A 26269-nucleotide genomic window follows, 5' to 3' on the forward strand; every position below is an offset into this window, starting at 1 on the left:
CCCGCCGAGAAAGGCACCCCGCTGATGCAGACCACCTCCCCCGCCGCACACCCGCTCGACCCCCTCTCCGCCGACGAGATCCGCGCCGTCACCGCGCTGCTCGCCCGCGAGCACGGCGTGAACGCCGACTGGCGCTACGCCTCGATCGAGATGTTCGAGCCGAGCAAGGCCGAGATCACCGCCTTCGACACCGACGGCACCCCGTGCGAGCGGGTCGCCGTCGCGGTCCTCTTCGACCGCACCGCGAACCGCACCTACAAGGCCCGCGTCTCGCTGACCGCCGACACCGTGACCGCGTTCGACCACATCCCGGGTGTGCAGGCGAACGTCACCGTCGACGAGTGGGACGAGGCCGATCAGGCCCTGCGCGCGCACCCCGACGTCATCGCCGCCCTCGCCGCGCGGGGCATCACCGACATGTCGCTGGTGTTCATGGACACCTGGACCTACGGCGCGGCGCTGATCCCGGAGGAGTTCGCGGGCCGCCGGATCGGCTGGTCCGACACCTGGGTCCGCGGGTCGAGAAGTGCCAACCCCTACGCCGGGCCCGTCAACGGCTTCCACTGCGTGATCGACCTGAACACCATGGAGCTGCTGCGCATCGAGGACACCTTCCGCGTGGACCGCCCGCAGATCATGGGCGAGTACGTCCCGCGGATGCTGCCCAAGGAGATCCGCGAGGCGAGCACGCGCCCCGAGCGCAAGCCGCTGGAGATCACCCAGCCCGAGGGCCCGGGCTTCACCCTCGAGGGCAACGAGTTGACCTGGCAGAACTGGTCGCTGCGGGTGGGCTTCAACTACCGCGAGGGCATGACCCTGCACGCCGTCACGTACAACGACAACGGGAACGTCCGCAAGATCGCGCACCGCCTCTCCTTCGCCGAGATGATGGTCCCCTACCGCGACCACTGCGAGGACCACTACCGCCGCACCGCCTTCGACATCGGCGAGTGGGGCCTCGGCTTCATGACCACGTCGCTCGCGCTGGGGTGCGACTGCCTCGGCGAGATCCGGTACCTGGACGCCACCCTCCACGACAGCAAGGGCGAGCCCTACGACATCGCCAACGCGATCTGCATCCACGAGGAGGACAACGCCGTCCTCTGGAAGCACGTGGACCACCACGCCGGCGCCGAGGTCCGTCGCATGCGCCGCCTGACGGTCTCCTTCCACGTCACCGTCGCGAACTACGAGTACCTCACCTACTGGCGGTTCTACGAGGACGGCAACATCGAGTGCGAGGTGCGCGCCACCGGCATCATGGTGGTCAGCCACTTCCCCGAGGGCGGCTCCCACCCGCACGGCACCCTCGTCGACGAGCGCACCTACGCGCCCTTCCACCAGCACTTCATCGTCGCGCGCATGGACCTCGACGTGGACGGCGAGAACAACACCGTCTACCGGTCCGAGACGCAGATGGTGCCCACCGGGCCGGACAACCCGTACGGGCTGTCGCTGCGGCAGGTGAACACGCCGCTGCGCACCGAGTCCGAGGGCAAGCAGGACCCCGACTACGCCACGCAGCGGTCGTGGAAGGTGGTCAACGACAACGTGAAGACCGGTATCGGCGTCTCCCCCGCGTACAAGCTGGTGGCGTCCGCGAACGTGCCCGCCATGTTCGATTCGGCGTCCCCGATCCTCGACCGCTGCCGCGCCATCGAGCACACGCTGTGGGTCACCCCGAACGACCGTGAGGAGCGCTGGCCCGCAGGCGAGTTCGTGAACCAGGGCGGCGGCGGCATGGGCCTGCCGGCGTGGACCGCGGCGAACCGCTCGATCGAGAACACCGACGTGGTGCTCTGGTACACCTTCGGCATCCACCACATCACCCGGCCCGAGGACTGGCCGATCATGCCGGCCGACACGGTGAGCTTCTGGCTCAAGCCCTTCGGCTTCTTCGACCGGAATCCGTCCCTCGACGTGGCACCCACCCCGGCGAAGTCCTCGTCGTGCTGTTCCACCGAGTCCGACGGCGTCGCCGCCGGGTCGGGTTGTCCTCAGGAGGAGAAATGAAGGTCTACGTCGCCTACCTCGCCACCGACGGCGGCCGCGATGCGGTGGCGCTCGGCGTGCAGCTCGCGCGTTCCCTGGGCGCGGGACTCGCGCTCGGCATGGTGGTCCCGCCCGACCAGACCGGCGCGTTCGTCTCCGGCGACCTCGTGGACCAGGTGCTCACCGACCAGGCCGAGGCCTGGCTGGAGCAGGCCCGCGAGCAGGTGCCGGACGACGTCGAGACGACCACGCACATCGGCGTGTACGACTCGATCGCCGAGGGCATCATCGCCGAGGCGCAGCGCCTCGACGCGGCGATCGTGGTCGTCGGCGCGACGGGCGGGGGGATCCTGGGCCGGCACTCGCTCGGCCCGGTGGTCAACGACCTCATCCACTCCGCGCCGGTCGCCGTCGCTCTGGCCCCGCGCGGCCAGCGGCACAGCAGAGCGGCGACGGTGCGGTCGGTGACGTGCGCCGTGGGCGCGCGGCCGGGCGCGGAGGAGCTGCTGGACGCCGCCATCGCGGGCGCCGAGCGCGCGGGCGTGCCGCTGCGGCTCGTCTCGCTCATCGCCGTCGACCTCATGCCCACGGCCCGCCAGGGCGACGAGGCCAAGCTCGAGGAGGCCCGCCGGCACTCCGCCGCGGTGCTCGACGAGGCCCGGAACCGCCTGTCGGGCACCGTCGACGTCTCCTCGGTGGTCGTCCTGGGCGATACGGTCGAGGACGCCGTCAACGGCCTGGAGTGGCACCCGGGTGACCTGATCATGGTGGGGTCGAGCCGCCTCGCCGCCCCGCGCCGCCTGTTCCTGGGTTCCACCGCCGCGAAGATGCTCCGCGTCCTCGACGTCCCCATGATCGTCGTGCCGCGGGCCGGGCTCTCATGACCACCGGCACGGGCAGCGAGGACGTCGTCGACAAGGGCCTGGCGCGGGGCCGGATCGGCACCCTCGCGGGCGCCGTGCTCGGCATCTCGACGGTGGCGCCCGGCTACACCCTGACCGCGAGCATCGGGCTCATCGTCGCGTCGGTGGGGCTGAAGATGCCCGCCATCTTCATCGCCGGCTTCATCCCGATGTTCCTCACGGCCTACGCGTACCGCGAGCTCAACGCGCGCGTGCCGGACTGCGGCGCCTCGTTCACGTGGTCCACCAAGGCCTTCGGCCCGTACGTGGGCTGGATGTGCGGGTGGGGCATGGTGCTCGCCACGATCATCGTGCTGTCGAACCTGGCCGCCATCGCCGTGGACTACTTCTACCTGTTCCTCGCCCAGGTGATGAGCAACGACTCCATCGCGGATCTGGCCGGCAACAAGGCCGTGAACATCGCGACCACGCTGGTCTTCATCGTGATCGCCACCTACATCTCGGGGCGCGGGGTGACGACCAGCGCCAAGGTCCAGTACGCGCTGGTCGGCTTCCAGATGATCGTGCTGGTGGCCTTCGCCGTCACGGCGATCGTGCGCTCGCGCGGCGTACCCACCGGGCTGTCGTTCTCCCTCGACTGGTTCAACCCGTTCACGGGCATCACGATCGCCGCGTTCGTCGTCGGCCTCACCGGCTCGATCTTCGCGTTCTGGGGCTGGGACACGTGCCTCACCCTCGGCGAGGAGTCGAAGGACCCGAAGACGGTCCCGGGCCGCGCAGGCCTGCTCGCGGTGGTCTCGATCCTCATCACCTACCTGCTGGTCGCGATCGCCGTGATGATGTACGCGGGTGTCGGCACCGAGGGCATCGGCCTCGGCAACCCGGACAACTCCGAGAACGTCTTCCGTCCGCTGGCCACGCCCGTGCTCGGCGGCTTCGGCGGCCTGATGCTGTTCCTGGCGATCTTCGCCTCGTCGATCGCCAGCCTGCAGACCACCTTCCTGCCCGCAGCGCGGACCATGCTGGCGATGGGCGCGTACGGCGCGTTCCCGCGCAAGCTCGCATCGATCCATCCCCGCTACCTGGTGCCGACCTACGCGACGGTCGTCTCGGGCGTCGTCACCGGGGCCTTCTACGCCGTCGTGAAGCTGCTCTCGGACCGCGCGCTGCTGGACACGATCGCCGCGCTGGGCATCATGATCTGCTGGTACTACGGGATCACCGCGTTCGCGTGCGTGTGGTTCTTCCGCCGCGAGCTCTTCACCGGTCCGCACAACATCGTCTACAAGTTCCTGTTCCCGCTGATCGGCGGCACGATCCTCGCGGTCGTCTTCGTGATCTCGGTGCAGGAGAGCCTCGATCCCGAGAACGGCAGCGGCTCCTCGCTGTTCGGCATCGGGCTCGTCTTCTACATCGGGTTCGGCCTGCTCCTGCTGGGGGCCGTGCTCATGTTCGTCCGGCGGGCCACCCACCCCGCCTTCTTCCGCGGCGAGACCCTCCGCCGCACCATCGCCCCCGTCGACGTCGACAAGGAGACCCTGCCATGACCACCACGACCGCATCGCTGAGCTACCGCCTGCCCCAGGTCCGCAACCTCGTGACCGCCCTCCCCGGCCCGGAGTCGGCGCGCCTCGCCGAGCGCCGACGGTCCGCCGTGGCCGGCGGCGTCGGCTCGTCGGTGCCCGTGTACGCCGCGGACGCCGACGGCGGCGTCATCGTGGACGTGGACGGCAACTCGCTCATCGACCTGGGTTCCGGCATCGCCGTGACCAGCGTCGGCGCCTCGGACCCGCGCGTCGCGGACGCCGTTGCGGCGCAAGCACGGCACTTCACCCACACCTGCTTCATGGTGACGCCGTACGAGGGCTACGTCGCCGTCGCCGAGCGGCTCAACGCGCTCACGCCGGGCGACCACGACAAGCGCACCGTGCTGTTCAACTCGGGCGCCGAGGCCGTGGAGAACGCGATCAAGGTCGCGCGCCTGGCCACCGGCCGCGACGCCGTGGTCGCCTTCGACCACGCGTACCACGGCCGCACCAACCTGACGATGGCGCTGACGGCCAAGACGATGCCCTACAAGAAGGACTTCGGCCCCTTCGCGCCCGAGGTCTACCGGATGCCGATGTCGTACCCGTACCGCGACGCCGCGGCGGGCCTCGACGCCGACGGTGCCGCCGCCGCGGCCCGCGCGATCTCCCAGATCGAGAAGCAGATCGGCGGCGACGCGGTGGCCGCGATCATCATCGAGCCCATCCAGGGCGAGGGCGGCTTCATCGTGCCCGCGCCGGGCTTCCTGCCCGCGCTCGCCGCCTGGGCGAAGGAGAACGGCGTCGTCTTCATCGCCGACGAGGTGCAGACCGGCTTCGCCCGGACCGGAGCGTGGTTCGCGTGCGAGGACGAGGGCGTGGTGCCCGACATCATCACCATGGCGAAGGGCATCGCCGGCGGCATGCCGCTGTCGGCCATCACCGGCCGCGCGGACCTGCTCGACGCCGTGCACGCCGGTGGCCTCGGCGGCACCTACGGCGGCAACCCCGTGGCCTGCGCCGCGGCTCTCGCCGCGCTCGACACCATGACGGACCTCGACCTGCCCGCCCGCGCCCGCGCGATCGGCGAGCGGTCCGTCGCCCGGCTGAGCGCCCTCGCCGACGAGGTGGGCGTGATCGGGGACGTCCGCGGCCGCGGCGCGATGATCGCGATCGAACTGGTCCGCCCGGGGACGTCCGAGCCGGACGCTGAACTGACCAGGGCGATCGCCGCCAGGGCCCTCGCCGCCGGCGTCGTCATCCTCACGTGCGGCACGTACGGCAACGTCATCCGGCTCCTGCCCCCGCTGGTGATCGGCGACGAACTGCTCGACGACGCCCTCACCGTGCTGGAGACGGCGATCCGCGAGGCCTCCGCCTAGCGGCGCCGCGGAGGCCTGCGCCTGCGGCGAGGCCGCCAGCACTCGCCCGCCGCAGAGCCGCCCCTCCGGTTGCGGCGCTCTCGGATTCTGTCCGTTCCGGACAGGCTGTCCGTACCGGACAGAATTCGAGAGCCGTCCGCGCGCATCCCGTACCCGCTCCTCGTCATACCCGCCTGCCCCACTGCCTCGGAAGGCCCTCGTGAACGTCCCCGACCTGATCAACTCCGTCTCCACCGGCCTGTGGCTGCGCGGCGCGTCCGCCCCGAGCGAATCCGGCCGCACCTTCGACGTGATCAACCCCGCGACCGGCGAGGTCCTCGCCGCGGTCGCGAACGCGACACCCGCCGACGCGACGGCCGCCCTCGACACCGCGAGCGCCGTCGCCGATGAGTGGGCCGCCACCGCACCGCGCGTGCGCGCCGACATCCTGCGCGCCGCCTTCGACGCGGTGACCGCCCGCGCCGACGACTTCGCCCTGCTGATGACGCTCGAGATGGGCAAGATCCTGCCCGAGAGCCGCGGCGAGGTGGCCTACGGCGCCGAGTTCCTCCGCTGGTTCTCCGAGGAGGCCGTCCGCATCGGCGGCCGCACCGCCACCGCACCCGCCGGGACCGGCGAGATCGCCGTCGTCAAGGAGCCCGTCGGGCCGTGCCTGGCGATCACGCCGTGGAACTTCCCCCTCGCCATGGGCACCCGCAAGATCGGACCGGCGCTCGCCGCGGGCTGCACGGTGGTCGTCAAGCCCGCCGAGGACACCCCGCTCACGATGCTGCTGCTCGCGCAGGTCTTCGCCGAGGTGGGCCTGCCGCCGGGCGTCCTGTCGGTGCTCCCCACCCTGGACGCGCCCACGGTCGTCAAGACGCTGATGGACGACGCCCGCCTGCGCAAGGTCTCGTTCACGGGCTCCACCGGCGTCGGCAGGATCCTGCTGGCCCAGGCCGCGACCAACGTCCTGCGCACCTCGATGGAGCTCGGCGGCAGCGCACCGTTCCTCGTCTTCGACGACGCCGACCTCGACAAGGCCGTCGACGGCGCCATGCTCGCCAAGATGCGCAACGGCGGCGAGGCCTGCACCGCCGCGAACCGCATCCTGGTGCAGAACGGCATCCGCGAGGCCTTCACCGCGCGGCTCACCGAGCGGGTCGCGGCCATGCGGGTCGGCCCGGGCTGGGAGGCCGACTCCGCCATCGGCCCGATCATCAACGCCCGGCAGCGCGGATCGATCGCCGCGCTCGTCGACGAGGCCGTCGCCGCCGGCGCCACCGTCCGCACGGGCGGGAAGCAGGTCGACGGTGCCGGGTTCTTCTACGAGCCGACCGTCATCGACGGCCTGCCCGACGGTGCCCGCATCCGCCGCGACGAGATCTTCGGCCCCGTCGCCGCGATCGTGGGCTTCGACACCGAGGACCAGGGCGTGGCGATGGCCAACGACACCGAGTACGGCCTCGCCGCGTACTTCTTCACGGAGAACGTCGGGCGGGCGCAGCGCGTCGCGCGGCGGCTGCAGGCGGGGATGGTCGGCGTGAACCGCGGCGTGATCTCCGATCCGGCCGCACCGTTCGGCGGGATCAAGCAGTCGGGCCTCGGTTCCGAGGGCGGCAGCGAAGGCATCGAGGAGTACCTGAACACCAAGTACATCGCGCTCCCGCCGGTGTGACGGTGCCCTCGCCCCCCTGTGGGGTACTCACGCGCCGGTAGGGTGGCGACGTGCGGCGACTGCAAAGACTCCTGTGGGGCGTGACGCTCGTCGTGGTCGTCCTCCTCGCCGCGGTCGGCGCCGTCGGCTACCTGCTGTTCGGCGTCGATCGGCAGGATCCGCTGCGCAAGGTGGACGCGATCATCGTGCTCGGCGGCGAGCACGACGGCCGCGAGCAGTACGGCATCCGGCTGGCCCAGGAGGGCTGGGCGAAGAACGTCGTGCTCTCGAACCCCTACGACCATGCGGACCGCACCATGCAGGAGTTGTGCGGCACCCGGATCGGCGACATCACCATCACCTGCGAGAAGCCCGTCCCCAGCACCACGCGGGGTGAGGCGATGATCACCGAACGCCTGGCGAAGCAGAACGGCTGGGCTTCCGTGATCGTGATCAGCTGGGGATACCACCTGACCCGCTCCCGCTACATCTTCGGCAACTGCTACTCGGGCGACACCGTCATGCGGGCCGTGCCGCGCCACTACGACTACGGCCCCGCGGACTGGGAGCTCGTCTACCTCTACCAGTTCGTGGGCACCGCGAAGGCGATGATCCAGGGCGGCTGCGGCTGACGGCGATCCGACCCGTTCCGCTTTCCCCGCGGGCGCGCGGGCGTTAAGGTTGCGTCAAGATCGTGCGTAAGAGGTGAAAGGCCGGTACGGATATGTCAGACGAGGCAGTGTTCCCTCGCGTCCAGATCGAGCAGGCCCGGAGCTGCGCGTGGGCGACCACGCTGGACCGGGCCCGCGTCATGGTGCCCCCGAACCCGGCCGACGCCAGCCTGGCGGACGCCGTCGACACCCTCCGTCGCCGCGGCATGACGGTGACCGACGCCCTCGCCCCACACGTCGGGCCGGAGGAGCTGGCGGCCGCCGACGTCTACGTGATCCCGCACCTCGCACGGCCCGGCGTCGAGCGGGTGACGGGCGACCTGCCGCCCGTGTACGCGCCGGACGAGCTCGACGCGATCGAGCGGTACGTGCGCGCCGGCGGCGGGCTCGTGGTGCTCGCCGAGTGCGACACGGCGACCTCGGGCAACAACCTCGACGAGCTCCTCGTCCGCTTCGGCGTGCACGTCGAGTCGGTGGTCGTGCAGGAGGCCGCGGGTGAGCGGCGGCACGGCGGCAACGCCACCTGGATCCGCTCGGTGATCGCGCCGGAGCTGGGCGGCCAGGGCATCGTCGCCGCGGTGGACGGGGCGTGTTTCTACCGCACCGGTGTCCTCGATCTCACGGCCGCGCCCGGCGCCGCCGTGCTCGCCCGCACCAGCGACACCGCGTCCCCGGCCGGTCGCGCACTGGCCGCCGCACTGCAGGTCGACCGCGGCCGCGTCGTGGTCTTCGCGGACTCCGACCTGTTCGGCGACGACTCCATCGACGACCTCGACCAGCGCACCCTGTGGGCCAACGCCGTCACCTGGGCCGCCGGGGCGCACGAGGACCCGCCCGCGGACGCGGGCAGCGGCGCGGCGGGCAGCCCCGACTGGGCGGCGCTCAAGGCCGCGGTGGAGGAGCTGCGCGGGCTCCAGGACGAGACCGGCGCGGTCCCCGACGCGGCCCACCACCGGCGGGCCGGCGAGCTGGTCGACGAGATCGTCATCCGGATCGACGCGCTCGCCCACCTGTTCCCCCACGACGCCGACTACCTCGCCGCGGTGCCCCTCGACTTCCGCCGGTGGATCGAGGGCGGCTTCGGCCGGCCCGAGTTCGACGAATCCCTCGCCGCCTTCCGGCCCGACCGCAGCCGGGCCGACGGCACCGAGCACCTCGTCGTCTTCCCGATGTACACGCAGAACGGCAACGCGGGCAAGGTCTTCGAGGCCGTCCTTCTCCGCGTGGTCTGGCCCGACTGGCTGGCCGAGACCGAGCGCACCTTCGACAACCGGCAGTTCCTGGCGGTGGCGTTCGAGGACTTCACCCCGGGCTACGACACCCATTCCGCAGTCCTGTTCCCGGAGACGGTGACGGTCGCGCAGACCCCGGAGTTCCACTGGGGCGCGATCTTCTGCGACCGCGAGGCCGCGCGGTTCCGCCGGGTGACCGGTGCCGCCGCGGAGATCCTCTCGCTGCGCCTGCCGCCGGACGGTGACCGCCTCGTCGCCTCCCAGACGCTCGCGCAGTCGACGTTCGCGCTGTGGGACCTGATCCACGACCGCACGCACAGCCGCGGCGACCTCCCCTTCGACCCGTTCATGATCAAGCAGCGGATGCCGTACTGGCAGTACTCCCTCGAGGAGCTGCGCTGCGACCTCACCACCTTCCGTGAGGCCCACCGGCTGCAACACGAGGGCCACCCGTACGGCCTGCCCGTGCAGCTGGCGATCCTCTGCGACCGCCTGTTCCGCTTCCCGATCACGGGCGACCGGGTGCGCAACTACGACGGCCTCGGCGGACAGCTGCTGTTCGCCTACCTGCATCGGCACGGCGCCCTGCGGTGGCGCGACAACCGGCTCTCCTTCGACTGGAAGGAGCTGCCGCTCCAGGTGATCCGGCTCGCCGAGGAGATCGAGGAGCTGTACCGCACGGGGATCGACCGCTCCAAGGTGGGCCAGTGGCTCGCGAGCTACGAGTTCGTCTCCGGGTACGTCGCGCCCGACCCCGGGTCGACCTGGGCGAAGGGCGCGTCGGCCCTGCCGCTCGACGGTCCTCCCAAGGCCCTGGTGGACCTGGTCCTGCCCGACGAGTTCCCCCTCAACATGTTCTACGAGGCGCTCCGGCGCAAGATGGGTCCGGTGATCGAGAGCGCGAAGGGGATCACCGCGGCAGCGGGGTCCGAGGCGACGGAGGTATCGGCATGAGCGGAGTGACGGGGCGGACCGTCGTGGTGACGGGCGCCAACGGCGCGCTGGGCCAGGAGGTGGTGCGCCGCCTCGTCGCGGCCGGCGCGCAGGCCGCCGTGATCACGCGCGGCGCCCCGGCGGAGGCGATCGCCGGCCTCGAGGGCGTCAGTGCCTACCGCGCGGACCTGTCCGATCGCTCGGCGACGGCGGAGGCCGTGCGCCGCATCGTCGCCGAGCACGGCGGCGCCGACGGCCTGCTGCACCTGGTGGGCGGCTGGCGCGGCGGCACCCCGATCGACGAGGCCGACCCCGCGGACTGGGACTTCCTCGAGTCGGGCCTGATCCGCAGCCTGCAGAACGTCTCCCAGCCGCTGTTCCCGGCGCTCGCCGCGAGCGCGGACGCCCGGGTGGCCGTGATCTCGTCGGTCTCGGTCGCGAAGCCCACCGCGAAGAACGCGATGTACGCCGCCGCGAAGGCCGCGGCCGAGGCGTGGACCCTGGCGCTGGCGGACGGCTTCACCGGGACCGGTGCGGCCGCGACGGTCCTCCGGGTGATGGCGCTGCTCACCCCGCAGATGAAGGCCGACGCTCCCGAGCGGAAATTCCCGCGCTACACGCCCATCGGCGACGTGGCCGATCGCCTCGTCGCGCTGTGGGACACCCCCGCGGCCGAGGTCAACGGCACCATCGACACCCTGGTCCCGGAGGTGACCGCATGACCCGTCTGCACGACCCCGACAAGCGCGGCTTCGCGAGCGACAACTACGCCGGCGTGCTGCCGGAGGTGCTCGACGCGATCGCCGAGGCCAACCTCGGGCACCAGGGCGCCTACGGCGCCGACGACTACACGACCGCCCTCGCGGAGCGGATCGTCGAGATCTTCGGCGCGGGGGCGCGGGCCTTCCCCGTGTTCAACGGCACCGGCGCCAACGTGGTCGCGCTGTCCGCGGTCTCCGAACGCTGGTCCGCGGTGGTGTGCGCCGACAGCGGCCACATCCACGTCGATGAGGGCGGCGCACCGGAGAAGCTCGCCGGGCTCAAGCTGTTCGTGGTTCCCACCGTCGAGGGCAAGCTGACGCCGGAGGCGATCACCGCCGCCGTGCCCGACCGCGCCGGCGACGTGCACTGGGCGCAGCCGCGGGTGCTGTCGGTGGCGCAGTCCACCGAGCTCGGCACCGTCTACACCCCCGAGGAGCTCCGGGGACTCGCCGAGTACGCGCACGAGCGCGGCTGGCTGTTCCACATCGACGGCTCGCGCCTGGCCAACGCCGCAGCGAGCCTCGGCACCACGCTGCGGGCGATCACCACCGACGTGGGAGCCGACGTGGTGAGCGTGGGCGGCACCAAGAGCGGCCTCCTCGGCGCGGAACTCGTGGTGGTCCTCGACGCGGCCTCCGCGCCCGGGATCGAGTACGTGCGCAAGCTGTCCATGCAGCTGGCCTCCAAGCAGCGCTTCCTGGCCGCCCAGTTCCTCGCCCTGTTCTCCGGCGACCGCCACCTGCGCGTCGCCGCCCACGCGAACGCGATGGCACGGCTGCTCGCCGAGCTGACCGCCGCGATCGACGGGGTCACGATCACCCAGCCGGTGCAGTCCAACGCGGTGTTCGCCGAGTTGCCCCGTGCCGCCTCCGAGGCGCTGATGGATCGCGTGCCGTTCTACTTCTGGGACGAGATCCGGGGCGAGGTCCGGTGGATGTGCTCCTGGGACACCACCGAGGACGACGTCCGCGCGTTCGCCGCGCTGATCGCCGCCGAACTCAGCCGATCCGCGGGAACTTGATGTAGGCCAGACCCATGAGGTCGATCGACAGGTAGCCGAGGACCGCCGCCGCGACGCCGCCGCCGACGACCAGGGCCGCGCGCCACCCGTCGCGGCGCGGCGCCTCCGTGAGCCACCACCCGATCCCGAGGAACGTGACGATCGGTCCCAGCAGCGCGACGGGCAGGGCGGCGAAGCCGGTGTCGCCCACGATGCGCACCATGCGCGCCACCGCGCCGAGGACCGCGGAGACGGTGATCGTCACGCACAACATCCGCGTCCAGCGGGGCCCGCGTGCGAGCAAGCGGTAGCCGAGCACCGAGCCGACCGCCCCGGCGAGGGCCACGAGCAGGGTCATCTCCGCGCCCGCCGCACGACCGCCCGGCCCGCCGCGATGCCCAGCCCCGCGACGACGGGGGCCGCGACGAGGAACCGCACGCCCGCCGAGGGGGGCATACCGAGCAGCGAGACCAGGCCGTAGACGCCGACCGAGGCGAATCCCGACAGCACCCCGAAGACCAGGAAGGCGAACCAACGGTCGCCGAGGCGGTCGCGGAGCGCGAACAGCGCGCCGGCGAGGAGCGACAGGACGGCGAGGCCGCCGATCCGGACGTCGAACTCCAAGGCTCGCCAGGCGGGGGCGGACGAGAGCCGGTTCGCGGCGACGGCGGCCAGCGCGCCCCCGGCGGCGACACACGCCAGTGTGCGGCGGTCGGTGGGCAGCCGCACACCGCCGGTCACCGTCGGGTCGGGGGACGTCTCCTGCACGCCGTCGACGATACGGCCCGTCAGTACGCGCCGTCGGAGGTGAGTACGGTGCGCACCGTCCGGGCGATGATGCCGACGTCCGCGCCCAGGGACCAGTTCTCGACGTAGCCCACATCGAGCCGGATCGATTCGTCCCAGCTGAGGTTCGACCGGCCGCTGACCTGCCACGCACCGGTCACCCCCGGTTTGACGAGCATCCGGCGGAGCATGACCGGCGGATACTGCTCGACCTCGTGCGCCAGTGCCGGGCGCGGCCCGACGACGGACATCGACCCACCGAGGACGTTGAAGAACTGGGGGAGCTCGTCGAGGCTGTACCGGCGGATGAAGCGCCCGACGCGGGTGACCCGCGGATCGTTCTTCACCTTGAACAGCGGCCCCGCGCCCATGTTCGCGTCGGCGAGGACGGCCCGCCGGGTATCGGCATCGACGTACATGCTGCGGAACTTGATCATGTCGAAGGCCTCGCCGCCGGCCCCGACCCGCTGGGCGCGGTAGAGGACGGGGCCACGGCTGTCGATCTTGACGGCGACGGCGATCGCGAGCATCACGGGCGCCGCGACGAGCAGGCCGGCGCCGGCCACCACCAGGTCGAGGGCCCGCTTGCCCGGGCCGTGCGAGCGCGCGGGACGCGGCGCGGCGACGTGGGTCATCGGGGTCCGGCCGACGGAGCCCGTGACCATGCGCGAACCCGCCACGTCGGGCAGGCCCGGGGCGACGACGAGCTCGACGCCCTCCGCCGCGAGCTGCCACATCAGCTCGCGCAGATCGTCGGGCCCGAGCGAATCCGTGGCGGTGAGGACCACGAGTCCGGAGCCGGTCTCCCGCACCGCGTCGAGCACCGTGCGATCCGTGCCCACCACGGGGATCCGGACGCCGGCGATCTCGAGCGCGTCGACGACGACGGCGTCGTTCGCGGGAAGGCACACGCCCACCACCCGCGCCCCCGCGGTATCGGCCCGGAGCAGGCTCCGCGCGGAGGCCGTGGCCGAGGCGAAGCCGCCGACCACGAGGGTGGGGACGGCCGCGGCGGCGGCCGCACTGCGCCGGAACCGCAGCCGGACCAGAAGCGCACCCAGGACGCCGACGGGCGCGGACGCGACGAACAGCGCGTGCGGCAACAGCTGCGGGAAGAGGAGTTCGAGGACGACCAGCGGGCCGTACACGAGCTGCGCCGTGACCAGCACCTGACGCAGCTCGGGGGTGCCCAGCCGCAGCAGCGGCACGGCCATCGGCCGGGACCGCCACAGGCGGAGGAACCAGAACAGGTTCGCGCCGATCACGAGGGCCGCGAGTTCGGGAACGCTCTCCCCCTCGGCGTAGCCGACGACCAGACCGGCGGCGGAGGCGGCGACGGCGACGCCCGCGTCCGCGACGGTCACCCGGCGCGCGATGCGGGAGCGGTGGGCCTCCGCGACCGCACGCGCCGGGGGCACGTCCGGGATCGCGGTCGTGGGCGACGCGGGGGCTGCTTCCGCGGCGTCCGTGCGCGCGGCGCCGGACGGGAGCACGCCGACGGGAAGGGGCTCCGCCGGGGCGGCAGACGACGCTGCCCAGGTGTCGATCGACAAATCCCGCTCCTCACATCCGCCCGCCGTGTGCGGGGTCCCGCAACGGTCCTGCTCGCAGAGCCAGAATCAACAATCTACATATTGCAGTTGCGAATACCGAGTCATCGTGAGCTTTGTCTCACACCCTTCGTGATCCATCGCACACCGCCGTGGCAGTGCCCGAGACCACCCCCGGGAGCGGTGCGTTCCGCCGACCGACGATGGTCATCTGTACTGCTCACCGCCGGAGTCGTCGCACGTCGCCCCCGATCCGGCCGCCTCCGGTCCGTGACACCGCCACGGCCGCGAGTCGACGGATGCGAGTGACCGCCGGTTGTCACCGTAGACGTTCAGCATTGCAATCGCAAGTTGATTGTCCATTTGCAACCAGAAAAGATGTGAGGTCTATGCTCAACCATCGAAGCGTCCGCTGAGAGTTACGGAAACCATCATGAAATGCCGTTTGTGCGGTTCGTCGCGGCTGCGGAGCGTGGTCGACCTCGGTGCCACGCCGCCCTGTGAGATGTTCCTCACGGCGGAGGAGCTGGATCGGCCCGAGCCGACCTACCCACTGCACCTGCGGATCTGCGAGGAGTGCCTCCTCCTGCAGATCCCCGCGCTGATCCTCCCGGAGGAGACCTTCTCCGAGTACGCCTACTTCTCGTCGTTCTCGGCCAGCTGGGTCGACCACGCGCGCCGATTCGTCGACGAGTCGATCCGCCGCCTCGACCTCGGGGGCGACAGCCTCATCGTCGAGGTCGCGAGCAACGACGGATACCTGTTGCAGCACGCCGTCGCCGCAGGCGTCCCCTGCCTCGGTATCGAACCCTCGGTCAACGTCGGGCAGGCGGCCCGCGACCGCGGCGTCCCGACGGTGACGGCCTTCCTCGGCCCGGAGACCGCCGCCGAGGTGCGGGCGGAGCACGGGCCCGCGGACCTCGTCGTCGCCAACAACGTCTACGCCCACATCCCGGACCTGCTCGGCTTCACGCAGGGCCTCCGCGGCCTGCTCGCCGACGACGGCTGGCTCAGCATCGAGGTGCACCACGCGCTCGCCCTGGTGGCCGAGGGGCAGTTCGACACGATCTACCACGAGCACTTCCAGTACTACACGGTGCTCAGCGCCCAGCGGGCGCTCGCGACCGCCGGCCTCACCGTGGTCGACGTCGAGACCATCCCGACGCACGGCGGCTCCATCCGCGTGTGGGCCCGGCCCGACGGGGTCGCGCAGGCACCGTCGGACCGGGTGCGCGAGGTGTTGCGGATCGAGGAGGAGGCCGGGCTGCACGCACTCTCCGGCTACACCGGCATGCAGTCGCTGGCCGACCGGGCCCGGCAGGACCTGCTCCGCTTCCTGCTCGAGTGCCGCGCCGCCGGTAAGCGCGTGGCCGGCTACGGCGCCCCGGGCAAGGGCAACACCCTGCTCAACTACTGCGGCATCCGCCCGGACCTGCTCGAGTACACCGTGGACCGCAACCCGTACAAGCACGGCCGGTTCACGCCCGGTACGCGCATTCCGATCCACGCGCCCGAACGCCTCGACGCCGACCGCCCCGACGTGGTCGTCGTGCTGCCCTGGAACCTCGAGACCGAGATCACCGAGCAGCTGCGCCCCCTGATCGAGCAGGGCACCGAGGTGGTCTACCCGATGCCCCAGTTGCACACCGCGCGGCCGGTCGCCGCCACCACGGAGGTCTGAGCGATGAAGGTTGTCCTGTTCTGCGGCGGCTACGGCATGCGCATGCGCAACACCGCCGACGACATGGTGCCCAAGCCCATGCAGCTCGTGGGCCCGCGCCCGCTGATCTGGCACGTGATGCGGTACTACGCCCACTTCGGCCACACCGACTTCATCCTGTGCCTGGGCTACGGTGCCCAGCACATCAAGAACTACTTCCTCAACTACCGCGAGACCGAGTCGAACGACTTCGTCATCCGGGGCGGTGAGGTGGAGCTGCTCGGCGCCGACATGCGCGACTGGTCCATCACCTTCGTCGACACGGGACTGGAGTCCGCGATCGGCGAGCGCCTCCGGCGCGTGCGCCCCTACCTCGGCGACGACGAGTACTTCCTCGCGAACTACGCCGATGTGCTCAGCGATGCCCCGATGAACACCATCATCGACCGTGTCCGGGAGACCGGCTCCGCCGCGTCGATGCTGCTGGTACCGCCGCAGTCCTCGTTCCACTGCGTGGACGTGGACGGCGACGACAAGGTCACCGGCATCACGCCCGTCTCCGAGTTCCCGATCTGGGAGAACGGCGGCTACTTCGTGCTCACCCAGCAGGTGTTCGACCACCTGCCGCCCGGCGGCGACCTGGTGGCCGACGCCTGCACCGCCCTGTCGAAGCAGGGGAAGCTGCTGGGCTACAAGCACAGTGGTTTCTGGAAGCCCGCCGACACGTTCAAGGAGCGGGCCGATCTCGACGCCGGCTACGCCCGCGGTGACCGTCCCTGGATGGTCTGGAAGGACCCGGTCGGATGATCGGGCTGTCCGCCGGCCGGATCTCGGAGATCGCGGTGCTCGGGGCGCATTGCGACGACATCGCGATCGGCATGGGCGGAACGCTGCTCCAGCTGGCGGAGGCCAACCCCGGGCTCCGGGTCCGGGCGTTCGTCGGCAGCGGCGCGGGCACGCCCCGTGAGGCCGAGGAGCGGGCGGCGCTCGCCGCCTTCGCGCCCGAGGCGGAGCTGCACATCACCGTCCTGGACCTGCCCGACGGCCGCGCACCCGCGCACTGGCAGCGCGAGAAGTCCCTCCTGGCGCAGTTCAAGCGGTCGGCGTCACCCGATATCGTGTTCGCTCCGCACCGCGGCGACGCGCATCAGGATCACCGCCAGCTCGCGGAACTGGTGCCGCAGGAGTTCCGGGACCACCTGATCCTCGGCTACGAGATCCTCAAGTGGGAGACCGACACCCCGCGGCCGACCGTCTTCAATCCGCTCTCGGCGTACGCCGCGATGGCGAAGACCCGGCTGCTGACGGAGCACTACCCCTCACAGGTGGACCACGACTGGTTCGACGACGAGTCCTTCCTCGGCCTGGCCCGGCTGCGCGGCATCCAGTGCCGCGCCACCTACGCCGAGGGTTTCATGCTGGAAAAAGCGATCGTAGATCTCGGAGGAAATCGATGAAGGTCCTGCTCACGGGGAGCCAGGGGTACCTGGGAACGGTCATGGCGCCCATCCTGCGCGCCGCGGGGCACGAGGTGACCGGCCTCGACTCCGGGCTCTTCGCCGACCGGGTGCTCGGGCCCGCGGTGACCGATCCGCCGACCATCACCACCGACCTGCGCGACGTCACGGTCGAGGAGCTGCAGGGCTTCGACGCGGTGATCCACCTCGCGGCCCTGTCCAACGACCCGCTGGGCTCGCTGGCGCCGGAGATCACGTACGACATCAACCACGCCGCGTCGAGCCGCCTCGCGCGGCTGGCGAAGGAGGCGGGCGTCGCCCGATTCCTGTACGCATCCACGTGTTCGGTGTACGGCGCGGCCGGCGACGGTCTCGTCGACGAGGAGGCCCCGCTCAACCCGATCACGCCCTACGCGATCAGCAAGGTGCGGGTCGAGGACGACGCCGCCGCCCTCGCGGACGCCGACTTCACGCCCGTCTTCCTGCGCAACGCCACCGCCTTCGGCTTCTCGCCGCGCCTGCGCGCCGACATCGTGCTGAACAACTTGATGGGTTACGCCGTGCTCACGGGCGAGGTGCTCGTGCTCTCCGACGGGACGCCGTGGCGCCCGCTCGTCCACGCGCAGGACATCGCCCACGCCTTCGCCGCGTGCCTCACCGCACCGAAGGAGACGATCTCGGGGCGCGCGTACAACATCGGCACCGAGCGCAACAACGTGACCGTCGCCGAGATCGCGCAGGCCGTGGTCGACGTGGTGCCGGGCGCTGCCGTCCGGATCACCGGCGAGGCCGGCAACGACCCCCGCTCGTACCGGGTCGACTTCTCCCGCGCCCGTGACGAACTCGGCTTCGAGGCGCGGTGGACGGTGGCGGACGGCGCGGCCGAGCTGCACCGGGCCTACACCGAGTACGGGCTCTCGGAGCGCGCCTTCCACGACGACTTCACGCGCCTCGCCGTGCTCAAGGACCTGCAGGCCCGGGGCACCATCGACGAGTCGATGCGCCGGCGATGAGCCGCTCAGCCCAGGCGGGACCGCAGGTCCGCCCAGGAGCCGGCGGCCCGGTCGCGCGCCGAGACGATCGTGGCGGCCAGCGGCCACTGCAGCGCCAGCTCCGGATCGGCGTGGTGCACCGCGAGATCCTCGGCGGGGTCGTGCGGGCGGTCGATCCGGTAGCAGACGTCCGCGACGTCGGTCAGCGCCTGGAAGCCGTGGAGGAAGCCCGGCGGCACGTACAGGGTGCGGAACGCCTCGTCGTCCAGCCGGAAGGCCTGGCTCCGGCCGAAGGTCGGCGAGTACGGGCGCGCGTCCACGAGCACGTCGTGCACGGCACCGTGGGCGCAGCGGACCAGCTTCGCCTCGCCGCGACCCGAGCGGCCGTGCATCCCCCGGAGCACGCCCCGCACCGAGCGGGACTGCGAGTCCTGCACGAATCGCGCTGCGGCGCCGGGCTCGCCGAGGTACTCGTCGAAGATCTCCGCATCGAAGGTCCGGGTGAACATGCCCCGGTCGTCGGCGTGCGGGGTGGGGACCAGCAGCAGGACGTCGGCCAGGTCGGTCTGCTCGATGCGCATGGGGACATGCTGCCATGAGACATGCGCGTGCGTGCCGCGGCTGCGGCTCCGTCAAGCTCACCCGGGTACTGGACCTGGGCCGGGTTCCCGCGGCGGACTTCTTCCCGCCGGCCGGGTCCCCGGTCGACCCGGGCGAGTCCAGTCATCCCCTCGCCATGGACCTGTGCGCGGCGTGCGGGCTCGCCCAGCTCGCCGACGACGACACCGTGGCGGACGAGCCCCGCGGCGTGGAGCCGCGGGCGTTGCGCGAACAGGCTGCGGACGCGGTGGCGCGCGTGGCCGAGGCGGGCCTCCTCCGCGGTACGACGGTGCGCGAGTTCGGCAGCCCGCACGGCGGTACCTGGCTGCCGCTCCTCGCCGACCGGGGCTTCCGGGAGGCGGCGGGGGCGGCCGACGTCGTGCTGGACAGCTTCGGGATCATGCATGAACCGGACCAACGCGCCGCCTTCGCGGCGCGCGCTGCTGCGGTCGCGCCCGGCGGGGTGCTGCTGCTGCAGTACCAGCCGCTCGGCGGCATCGTCGAACACCTGCAGTGGACGGCGTTGCGGCACGGTCACTTCGGCTACTACACGCTGACCGCGCTGCTGCGGCTGCTCGCCGCGGCCGGCCTGGAGCCCGTGCGTGCCTTCGAATTCGACCTGTACGGGGGCACCGTGCTGCTCGCGGTGCGGCACGCGGGCGCGGCCGACGTGGTGCCGGGACCGGGCACCGCCGACCCGACGGTCCGCCGGATCCTCGCGGCGGAGGCCGAGGCGGGCCTCGGCACCCCGGCGGGCGTGCGCACCCTCAGCGCGGCCCCCGCCGATCAGGCCCGCGCCCTCCGGGAGTGGGCGCAGCGGCACGCCGCCGCGGGACGCCCCGTCGCCGCCTACGGCGCCGCCTCCCGCGCCGTCGCCCTCTTCGCGCTCGCCGGCCTCGACACGGCGCTGGTCACGTGCGTGGCCGACGCGTCGCCGTCGAAACAGGGGCGCCGCATGCCCGGCACCGACATCCCGATCGTCGCGCCCGACCACCTCGGCACGCTCGACGGACCCGTCCTGCTGACCCTGCCCGACCTGCACGACGAGGTGCTCGAGGCGTGGCCGGCCCTCCGCGGAAGACTGGTGACCCAGCCATGACCGAACCCGATTTCACCCGCTCCCGGGCCCTGCAGGGCCGCCTGCACCACCTGGTGCCCGGCGGCGCCCACACCTACGCCCGCGGCGCCGACCAGTACCCCGAGTACATGCCGCCCGTCCTCACGCGCGGCCGGGGAGCGCGGGTCTGGGACGCCGACGGCAACGAGTACATCGAATACGGCATGGGCCTGCGCGCCGTGACCCTCGGCCACGCGTACCCGCCGGTCGTCGAGGCCGTACGGGCGTGCCTCGACGACGGCCTCAGCTTCAGCCGCCCCACGACCACCGAACTGGCCGCCGCCGAGGACTTCCTCGACCTCGTCCCCACCGCCGACATGGTGAAGTTCGGCAAGAACGGCTCCGACGCCACCACCGCGGCCCTGCGCCTCGCGCGCGCCGCCACGGGGCGCGACCTCGTGGCGGTGTGCGACCAGCCCTTCTTCTCCGTGGACGACTGGTTCATCGGCGCCACCGACATGGCCGCCGGGATCCCCTCGGCCACCCGCGAACTCACCGTGCGCTTCCACTACAACGACGCGGACTCCCTGCGCGCCCGGTTCACCGAGCATCCCGGCCGGATCGCGGCGGTCTTCCTCGAGGCCGCGACGGCGCTCGCCGAACCCGAGCCGGGATTCCTGGAGACGGTGCGGGCGCTCTGCGACGAGCACGGCGCCCTGCTCGTGATCGACGAGATGATCACCGGCTTCCGGTGGTCGCCGCACGGTGCGCAGTCCGTGTACGGCGTGACGCCCGACCTCTCGTGCTGGGGCAAGGCGATGGGCAACGGCTTCCCCATCTCGGCGCTGGCGGGCAAGCGCGAGTACATGGAGCTCGGCGGCCTGAACACCGACGCCGAACGCGTCTTCCTGCTCTCCACGACGCACGGCCCGGAATCGGTCTCGCTCACCGCGTTCCGCGCCGTCGCGCGGGCCTACCGCGAGGGCGACCCGGTGGCCGCGATGGAGCGGGCCGGACGCCGCCTCGCCGACGGCGTGAACGCCGCCGCCGAGTCCGCCGGCGTCGGCGACGCGGTCCGCGCGATCGGACGGCCCTCGTGCCTGGTCTTCACCACCCGCGACGCCGAGGGCGCGCCGTCCCAGCCGTACCGGACCCTGTTCCTGCAGGAGCTCCTCCGCCGCGGCGTGCTCGGCCAGTCCTTCGTCATCTCCGCCGCGCACACCGACGACGACGTCGACCGGACCGTCGACGCCGTGGCACGCGCCCTCGTCCCGTACCGGAAGGCGCTGGAGGCGGGCACCGTCGACGGACTGCTCGAGGGACGGCCCGTGGCGCCCGCCCTGCGCCGGACCGCCGCGCCCCGGCGCCTGCCCGGCGGGAGCCCCTCGTGACGACACCGACCCGGGTCCTGGTGGTGGGCCCCGCGCCACCCGGGCCCACGAGCCGCGGCGGCATGGCCACGGTGATCGGTCACATGGCGGCACAACCGGATCCGTCGATCCAGGTGCGCTTGCTGACCACCTACGTCGACGGGTCCCGTGCCGACAAGCTGCGCGCCGGGATCGCGGGAATGGTGCGCGGCACCCTCGCCGTGCTGCGCGGCGACGCGGACGTGCTGCACGTGCACCTCTCGCACGGCGGCAGCGTGGTGCGCAAGGCACCGATGCTGTGGGCGGCGCGGCTGCGCGGCGTCCCCGCCGTGGTGCACGGGCACAGCTACGACTTCGGCGGGTGGATGGCCCGGCTGCCCGCCCCCGCGCGAGTCCTGGTGCGGGCGGCGCTGCCGGCGAATCGCTGGCTGGTGCTGGGCAGGGAGCTCGCCACCGAGTACACCGCCGCCATGCACCTCGCGCCCGGCACGGTCGAGGTGCTCTACAACCCTGTTCCCGCGCGCCCGGCCCGAGCCGGCGCCCCTGCGCCCGACGGCGTGGTTCGCGCCGTCGCGCTCGGTCGGCTCGGCGTGCGCAAGGGCAGCTACGACCTCGTCGCGGCAGTGGCCGCGCTATCGCCCGCCGTGCGTGCGCGACTGCAGCTGACCCTGGCCGGCGACGGCGAAATCGACGACGTGCGCGCCGCTGTGGTGGCCGCCGGCGTCGGGGACGCGGTGACCGTCTATGGGTGGGTCGACCCGGCGGGCCGCGACGCGCTGTTCGCCGAATCTCAGGTGTTCGCGCTACCCAGCTACGACGAGGGGCTACCAATGGCGCTGCTGGAGGCCATGGCAGCCGGTCTGGCGCCGCTGACGACGCCCGTCGGCGCCATTCCCGACGCGATCACCGATGGCGAGGACGGCCTGCTCGTCCCGCCGGGAGACGTCCCCGCGCTCAGCACATCGCTCGCCCGATTGGTCGAGAATCCGGCACTGCGGACCGGTATCGCCGCCGGCGCACAGCGCCGCGCCCAGGACTTCGCGATCGAGCCCTGGTACAAGCGCCTCGCGGCACTGTGGATCGATCTCGCGAAACCAGCCCCTTAGCGTGAGTATGCTTCTGCAAATGTCCGTCCTACGTCGCTCCCCGGTTCTCACAGGAGTGGCGATCACCGCGGGCGCGATGCTCCTGTATCTCCTCACCCTTGCCCGGGAGTACCTCGGTGACGGCATCCAATTCGCGATGATCGCCGAGAACGGCTCCGCCGCCGACCTGTTGGTACCGAATCACCTCCTCTACCCGTTGATCCCGGCGATCTTCTACCGCGCCTGGCAGTTGTTCGGGTGGACCGGTGGCGCGTTGCTCCCGCTCCAAGTCGCGAGCGCGATCGGTGGCGCAGCGGCAGTGGGCCTGACGTACATCTTGGCACGGCGGATCACCGCATCGACCCCGCTCGCCGCGATCGTCGCGAGCGGTTTCGCTCTCTCCTTCGGCATTTGGCGTTACAGCATCAGCGCGGATTCCGTCACGATCCCCCTCGTCTTCGCGCTCCTGGTCCTGCTCACGCTGATCCCGCGGGATCCGACGACCGGCCCGCGTCCCCTGCTCACCGCCGCCGCCTGCACCGGCGCGATCCTCGCGTACCAGACCCAGGCGCTGCTCCTCATCGTCGTCATCGTCGCGTACCTCACGGAGACGAAGCGGCCGCGTGCGCAGCGGATTCGGGACGCCCTTCGCACGACCACCATCGTTGCGTCAGCCTCCGCGACGGTGTACTTGGCCGTGGCTGTCGGGGTCGCCAGTGTACGGAGCGTCGGACAACTCCTCGAGTGGCAATTCGCCATGGCCGACACCGGCCTCTGGGGCAACCCGTCGCCGCACAGCATCATCGACGGTGCGCAGGCGATGGTCTCCGCGATCGGCGCTCCGATCGCGCCGCTCTCGAGCGACCGCGCGACAGCGCCGGGCAAGGTCGCTTTCGTCGGAATCGCGATCATCGCCGCGGCGCCCCTCGTCGGCGCGATCGCCGTGCGGAAGGACCTGCTGAGCGGACACCGGCGGACGGTGTCAGTCCTGGCCACGTGGGCCGTGGCGTTCGGAGCCTTCACGCTGTACTGGGTCGCCGCGGACATCAGCTTCTGGGCGCCCGCGCTCGTCCCATGGTGGCTGTTCACGGGCCTGGTGCTCGCACTCCTGGCCGTCCGTGCGCGGCCCCGGACTCGGGTCGTGTCCGCCGCCGCGGTCGCCGCCGTCGTCGCGATCGCGGCTCACGGATGGGGCGAGGGCATAGCTCCCGCGCAATTCCGCTCGACCGCGTACCGGACTGCCCTCGCCATCGGCGACCGTACAGATCCGCACGACCTTATCGTGACCACCGGTGGAGACGATCTCTTCCTGCAGGTTCCGTACTTCGCCGAACGCCGCACGTTCTCCGTGCTACACCACTTGTTGGGTGTCAGAGAAGCTCCCAGCCCGTGGATCATCGACCCGACGACCGTCGGCTACAGCGGCGGGCGGCCCACCGCACAGGAAGTCTTCGCGGTACTCGACCGGGAGATCGAGCGCACCTGCGCATCCGGTGGCCGTGCCTACCTCGTGGGCTCGAGCCAGCGGGCGGAATGGGAGGGAATCGCGGAGTTGGCGGTGGCGCCGAACGACTTCGAGCGGTACCCCGCGCGCTCCGCATGGCGCGAGGGTGTCACTGACGTTCGGGAAGTCGTCGGCGGAGCCTGCAACGTGCGGTAGCTCCACCGATGGTCACCGTCATCCGCGCGACAGGTTTTCGGGCCGCTCGATGACGGTGGCCTGGGACTGCTTGCGCGACAGCCCCACCGCCGGGAACCACACGTCGGGTCCCGGCGCGTCGTAGGCCCAGAGCGGGCCGTGGAACGCCGACGAGGCCCCGAAGTAGGTGACGGCCAGCCCGTAACCGTTGGCAATGGCGTACCAGCGATCACCCAAGCGGTTCCACTGCTCCGCACTCGCATCCGACTGCCCCGGGCCGTACCAACCCACCTCTCCGATCGAACACGTGACCTTGCTGCGCGAGCACCAATCGCCGAACTCGCGCAGCCGTCCCAGAAAGCCGCGCTCGTAGCCCCGGTCGACCCACGGCTTGCCCGCGTCGCGAACGTAGTCCTCGTCCAGCTTCGCCGCGTCGAAGTCCTCGCCCTGTCCGCTGTTGCGCACCGGGTACATGTGCTGGGAATACACGATGCGATCCAGTCGGTCGTCCACCCACGGGCCGTTCGGGTCCGTGGATGCGAAGTCCATGTACGGAGAGCAGCACAACGACTCCACCCAGAGCGTCTTCCGGTCGCCCGCCTCCCGCAGGGTCTTGACGACGGCGTTGACGTGCCTCTGGTACACGGAGTACGGCGGCTTGTCCGCGGCCTGCAGATCTCGCCGGGTCGGGTGACTGAACCGGGTGGGCTCGTTGAACAGGTCGTAAGCGACTACGGCGGGGTCGTCCCGGAAACCATCGGAGAGCTTGCGCCACACCTGATTAGTCTGCTCGACAGTGAGCCCGGCGCCGCAGACCCGGGTCGGTGCGGCCTCGCGTTTCGGTTCGCGCCACTCACAGCCATTGTGCAGGCCCAGCACCACCCGCAGGCCCGCGGCCTTGATCTTGCCGACCTCCTCCCGCACCGCAGCCCAGTACGCGGGATGGAAGTCCTGGTTCCCCGCATCCAAACCGGGCTGCAGGAAACTCCAGTCGATCGGGAGCCGGATCAATCGGTGCCCCAGTTGTTGAAGCCGGACATACGACATGAGCGGTTCGCCGGTGCCGGGGACCGCGGGGTGGTCGTAGATGGTGACCGCCTGCGACAGCAAGGTGGCGATATTGATGCCGCGCATACCGTCTGTCGACTGACCCGGCGGCGCCGAACGCGGAACCGCAAGTGGCGCGGCGACGAGCGCCATGACCAGGAGCGCGATCAGCACCCCGCGCCGGACTGCAGTCATTCGCACACCCCCGCGGTGGCTGTCGATCGGGTGCGCCGCGCACCGGGCCTTCGCGAGCCATGCTACTGCATTCGCAAACGGCGATGCTAACCTGCGTCGGTGTCGCACACCGTCCGCATACTCGGCGTCCGATTCGACGATCTCTCGGTCGATTCCGCGGTGACGCGGCTTCAGGAGGCCGCGCGCGGAGCGGAGGCGCTGACCGTTGTCTTCCCCAACGCCGCGACGCTCAACCTGGCGGCCCGGTCTCCCACGTACCGCGACATCCTGAACTCCGCGGACTTCGTCTTCGGCGATGGCACCGGTGTGCGCTGGGCCGCGCGTATGCGCGGAGTACGGCTGCGCGCAAATCTCAACGGCACAGACGTGATTCCCGCGCTGTTGGAGGCGACGCCCGGCCTACGGGTGTACCTACTCGGCGGGACGGAGGAGGTGAACGCCGCCGCAGCGGCGGCGGCCGCCCGGAAATTCCCCGTCGACGTCGTGGGACGGCACCACGGCTTCTTCGACCTCGACGCCAGCGCAGACGTCCTCGCCGCGATCACCGCCGCTGCGCCCGACGTGCTGCTCGTCGGCTTCGGCAACCCGCTCCAAGAGGAGTGGATCGCGAAGAACCTGAACGCCCTGCATGTTCCGCTGACCGCAGCGGTGGGAGGGCTCTTCGGGTTCTGGGCCGGCACCCGCACCCGGGCCCCCGGACTCGCGCGGCGATTGGGCGTGGAGTGGGTGGACATCCTGCTGCGGGAGCCGCACAAGGCGAAACGGTACCTGTTGGGAAATCCCGCCTTTCTCGCGCGCGCCGTGCGGAGCCGGTCGGCCGATCTGCGTCGCTGA

General features: G+C 71.5%; 23 protein-coding genes. 18 read left to right on the forward strand and 5 right to left on the reverse strand.

The window, feature by feature from the left end:
- Positions 1-24 precede the first annotated feature (24 nt).
- The 9 genes from ELY19_RS07085 to ELY19_RS07125 all read left to right on the forward strand — a co-directional run bounded on the left by ELY19_RS07085 (position 25) and on the right by ELY19_RS07125 (position 12018).
- On the forward strand, positions 25-2013 hold the full coding sequence (locus tag ELY19_RS07085) for a primary-amine oxidase (RefSeq protein WP_126195597.1): 1989 nt from the start codon (positions 25-27) through the stop codon (positions 2011-2013).
- Positions 2010-2876 (forward strand): universal stress protein, encoded by an 867-nt coding sequence (locus ELY19_RS07090; RefSeq protein ID WP_126195598.1) that lies wholly within the window; start codon positions 2010-2012, stop codon positions 2874-2876. Before ELY19_RS07085 ends, ELY19_RS07090 begins: the two co-directional genes overlap by 4 nt.
- A complete protein-coding gene (locus ELY19_RS07095; protein WP_126195599.1) occupies positions 2873-4402 on the forward strand; it encodes an APC family permease in 1530 nt (509 codons plus the stop codon). The genes ELY19_RS07090 and ELY19_RS07095 overlap by 4 nt, the downstream gene beginning before the upstream one ends.
- Positions 4399-5763, forward strand: coding sequence for a 4-aminobutyrate--2-oxoglutarate transaminase (gene gabT, locus ELY19_RS07100; protein ID WP_126195600.1), 1365 nt, complete (start codon positions 4399-4401; stop codon positions 5761-5763). The genes ELY19_RS07095 and gabT overlap by 4 nt, the downstream gene beginning before the upstream one ends.
- 199 nt (positions 5764-5962) lie before the next feature.
- Entirely contained in the window at positions 5963-7420 is a 1458-nt protein-coding gene (locus tag ELY19_RS07105; protein ID WP_126195601.1) for an NAD-dependent succinate-semialdehyde dehydrogenase, read from the forward strand.
- A 50-nt stretch (positions 7421-7470) separates the two neighbouring features.
- A complete protein-coding gene (locus ELY19_RS07110) occupies positions 7471-8031 on the forward strand; it encodes a YdcF family protein (protein WP_126195602.1) in 561 nt (186 codons plus the stop codon).
- Positions 8032-8123: 92 nt separating this feature from the next.
- Positions 8124-10256 carry a DUF6421 family protein gene (locus ELY19_RS07115; RefSeq protein WP_126195603.1) on the forward strand — a complete coding sequence of 711 codons (2133 nt, stop codon included), beginning with the start codon at positions 8124-8126 and terminating at the stop codon, positions 10254-10256.
- Positions 10253-10957, forward strand: a complete 705-nt coding sequence (locus ELY19_RS07120) for an SDR family NAD(P)-dependent oxidoreductase (RefSeq protein ID WP_126195604.1) — start codon at positions 10253-10255, stop codon at positions 10955-10957. The genes ELY19_RS07115 and ELY19_RS07120 overlap by 4 nt, the downstream gene beginning before the upstream one ends.
- Positions 10954-12018, forward strand: a complete 1065-nt coding sequence (locus ELY19_RS07125) for a threonine aldolase family protein (protein WP_126195605.1) — start codon at positions 10954-10956, stop codon at positions 12016-12018. Before ELY19_RS07120 ends, ELY19_RS07125 begins: the two co-directional genes overlap by 4 nt.
- Here the strand turns inward: ELY19_RS07125 and ELY19_RS07130 are convergent.
- The 3 genes from ELY19_RS07130 to ELY19_RS07140 are packed head-to-tail and all read right to left on the reverse strand — an operon-like array spanning position 11996 to position 14336.
- Entirely contained in the window at positions 11996-12355 is a 360-nt protein-coding gene (locus ELY19_RS07130; RefSeq protein WP_126195606.1) for a hypothetical protein, read from the reverse strand. The two genes, ELY19_RS07125 and ELY19_RS07130, sit on opposite strands and share 23 nt — an antisense overlap.
- Positions 12352-12765: a hypothetical protein gene (locus ELY19_RS07135; RefSeq protein ID WP_126195607.1), complete on the reverse strand. Its 414-nt coding sequence runs from the start codon at positions 12763-12765 to the stop codon at positions 12352-12354. Before ELY19_RS07135 ends, ELY19_RS07130 begins: the two co-directional genes overlap by 4 nt.
- A 20-nt stretch (positions 12766-12785) precedes the next feature.
- Positions 12786-14336 (reverse strand): sugar transferase, encoded by a 1551-nt coding sequence (locus ELY19_RS07140; RefSeq protein WP_126195608.1) that lies wholly within the window; start codon positions 14334-14336, stop codon positions 12786-12788.
- A 430-nt stretch (positions 14337-14766) separates the two neighbouring features.
- Here ELY19_RS07140 and ELY19_RS07145 point away from each other — a divergent pair, with 430 nt between their 5' ends.
- Genes ELY19_RS07145 through ELY19_RS07160 form a run of 4 tightly spaced genes read left to right on the forward strand, consistent with a single transcriptional unit; the run spans position 14767 to position 18463 of the window.
- Positions 14767-16014: a class I SAM-dependent methyltransferase gene (locus tag ELY19_RS07145; RefSeq protein WP_126195609.1), complete on the forward strand. Its 1248-nt coding sequence runs from the start codon at positions 14767-14769 to the stop codon at positions 16012-16014.
- Between the two features lie 3 nt (positions 16015-16017).
- Positions 16018-16800 (forward strand): glycosyltransferase family protein, encoded by a 783-nt coding sequence (locus ELY19_RS07150; protein ID WP_126195610.1) that lies wholly within the window; start codon positions 16018-16020, stop codon positions 16798-16800.
- The gene (locus tag ELY19_RS07155) at positions 16797-17450 is read left to right on the forward strand and encodes a PIG-L deacetylase family protein (RefSeq protein WP_126195611.1); all 654 of its coding nucleotides are present in this window, start codon (positions 16797-16799) and stop codon (positions 17448-17450) included. The genes ELY19_RS07150 and ELY19_RS07155 overlap by 4 nt, the downstream gene beginning before the upstream one ends.
- Positions 17447-18463: an NAD-dependent epimerase/dehydratase family protein gene (locus ELY19_RS07160; RefSeq protein WP_126195612.1), complete on the forward strand. Its 1017-nt coding sequence runs from the start codon at positions 17447-17449 to the stop codon at positions 18461-18463. Before ELY19_RS07155 ends, ELY19_RS07160 begins: the two co-directional genes overlap by 4 nt.
- A 5-nt stretch (positions 18464-18468) precedes the next feature.
- Here ELY19_RS07160 and rfbC read toward each other — a convergent pair whose 3' ends face one another.
- Positions 18469-19023: a dTDP-4-dehydrorhamnose 3,5-epimerase gene (gene rfbC / locus ELY19_RS07165; protein WP_126195613.1), complete on the reverse strand. Its 555-nt coding sequence runs from the start codon at positions 19021-19023 to the stop codon at positions 18469-18471.
- Between the two features lie 14 nt (positions 19024-19037).
- On the opposite strand from rfbC, the gene ELY19_RS07170 reads away from it, so the two are divergent.
- The 4 genes from ELY19_RS07170 to ELY19_RS07185 are packed head-to-tail and all read left to right on the forward strand — an operon-like array spanning position 19038 to position 24214.
- Positions 19038-20141 carry a class I SAM-dependent methyltransferase gene (locus ELY19_RS07170; protein WP_126195614.1) on the forward strand — a complete coding sequence of 368 codons (1104 nt, stop codon included), beginning with the start codon at positions 19038-19040 and terminating at the stop codon, positions 20139-20141.
- Complete coding sequence (locus ELY19_RS07175; RefSeq protein WP_126195615.1) at positions 20138-21490, forward strand: glutamate-1-semialdehyde 2,1-aminomutase; 1353 nt, start codon at positions 20138-20140, stop codon at positions 21488-21490. The genes ELY19_RS07170 and ELY19_RS07175 overlap by 4 nt, the downstream gene beginning before the upstream one ends.
- Complete coding sequence (locus tag ELY19_RS07180; protein ID WP_227966639.1) at positions 21487-22575, forward strand: glycosyltransferase family 4 protein; 1089 nt, start codon at positions 21487-21489, stop codon at positions 22573-22575. Before ELY19_RS07175 ends, ELY19_RS07180 begins: the two co-directional genes overlap by 4 nt.
- Positions 22576-22594: 19 nt before the next feature.
- Positions 22595-24214: a hypothetical protein gene (locus tag ELY19_RS07185; protein ID WP_126195616.1), complete on the forward strand. Its 1620-nt coding sequence runs from the start codon at positions 22595-22597 to the stop codon at positions 24212-24214.
- A gap of 18 nt (positions 24215-24232) precedes the next feature.
- Here the strand turns inward: ELY19_RS07185 and ELY19_RS07190 are convergent, their stop codons facing one another.
- The gene (locus ELY19_RS07190; protein WP_126195617.1) at positions 24233-25435 is read right to left on the reverse strand and encodes a glycoside hydrolase family 5 protein; all 1203 of its coding nucleotides are present in this window, start codon (positions 25433-25435) and stop codon (positions 24233-24235) included.
- 99 nt (positions 25436-25534) lie between these two features.
- On the opposite strand from ELY19_RS07190, the gene ELY19_RS07195 reads away from it, so the two are divergent.
- Positions 25535-26269: a WecB/TagA/CpsF family glycosyltransferase gene (locus ELY19_RS07195; RefSeq protein ID WP_126195618.1), complete on the forward strand. Its 735-nt coding sequence runs from the start codon at positions 25535-25537 to the stop codon at positions 26267-26269.

This window comes from Tsukamurella paurometabola, from assembly GCF_900631615.1.
Taxonomy (GTDB): Bacteria; Actinomycetota; Actinomycetes; order Mycobacteriales; family Mycobacteriaceae; genus Tsukamurella; species Tsukamurella paurometabola_A.

Coding starts and splice junctions, on each gene's coding strand:
- ELY19_RS07085 (WP_126195597.1), top strand. CDS start 25: ATGCAGACCACCTCCCCCGCCGCACACCCGCTCGACCCCCTCTCCGCC.
- gabT (WP_126195600.1), top strand. CDS start 4,399: ATGACCACCACGACCGCATCGCTGAGCTACCGCCTGCCCCAGGTCCGC.
- ELY19_RS07170 (WP_126195614.1), top strand. CDS start 19,038: ATGAGACATGCGCGTGCGTGCCGCGGCTGCGGCTCCGTCAAGCTCACC.
- ELY19_RS07175 (WP_126195615.1), top strand. CDS start 20,138: ATGACCGAACCCGATTTCACCCGCTCCCGGGCCCTGCAGGGCCGCCTG.
- ELY19_RS07130 (WP_126195606.1), bottom strand. CDS start 12,355: ATGACCCTGCTCGTGGCCCTCGCCGGGGCGGTCGGCTCGGTGCTCGGC.
- ELY19_RS07150 (WP_126195610.1), top strand. CDS start 16,018: ATGAAGGTTGTCCTGTTCTGCGGCGGCTACGGCATGCGCATGCGCAAC.
- rfbC (WP_126195613.1), bottom strand. CDS start 19,023: ATGCGCATCGAGCAGACCGACCTGGCCGACGTCCTGCTGCTGGTCCCC.
- ELY19_RS07090 (WP_126195598.1), top strand. CDS start 2,010: ATGAAGGTCTACGTCGCCTACCTCGCCACCGACGGCGGCCGCGATGCG.
- ELY19_RS07095 (WP_126195599.1), top strand. CDS start 2,873: ATGACCACCGGCACGGGCAGCGAGGACGTCGTCGACAAGGGCCTGGCG.
- ELY19_RS07125 (WP_126195605.1), top strand. CDS start 10,954: ATGACCCGTCTGCACGACCCCGACAAGCGCGGCTTCGCGAGCGACAAC.
- ELY19_RS07155 (WP_126195611.1), top strand. CDS start 16,797: ATGATCGGGCTGTCCGCCGGCCGGATCTCGGAGATCGCGGTGCTCGGG.
- ELY19_RS07185 (WP_126195616.1), top strand. CDS start 22,595: ATGTCCGTCCTACGTCGCTCCCCGGTTCTCACAGGAGTGGCGATCACC.
- ELY19_RS07145 (WP_126195609.1), top strand. CDS start 14,767: ATGAAATGCCGTTTGTGCGGTTCGTCGCGGCTGCGGAGCGTGGTCGAC.
- ELY19_RS07190 (WP_126195617.1), bottom strand. CDS start 25,435: ATGACTGCAGTCCGGCGCGGGGTGCTGATCGCGCTCCTGGTCATGGCG.
- ELY19_RS07115 (WP_126195603.1), top strand. CDS start 8,124: ATGTCAGACGAGGCAGTGTTCCCTCGCGTCCAGATCGAGCAGGCCCGG.
- ELY19_RS07120 (WP_126195604.1), top strand. CDS start 10,253: ATGAGCGGAGTGACGGGGCGGACCGTCGTGGTGACGGGCGCCAACGGC.
- ELY19_RS07160 (WP_126195612.1), top strand. CDS start 17,447: ATGAAGGTCCTGCTCACGGGGAGCCAGGGGTACCTGGGAACGGTCATG.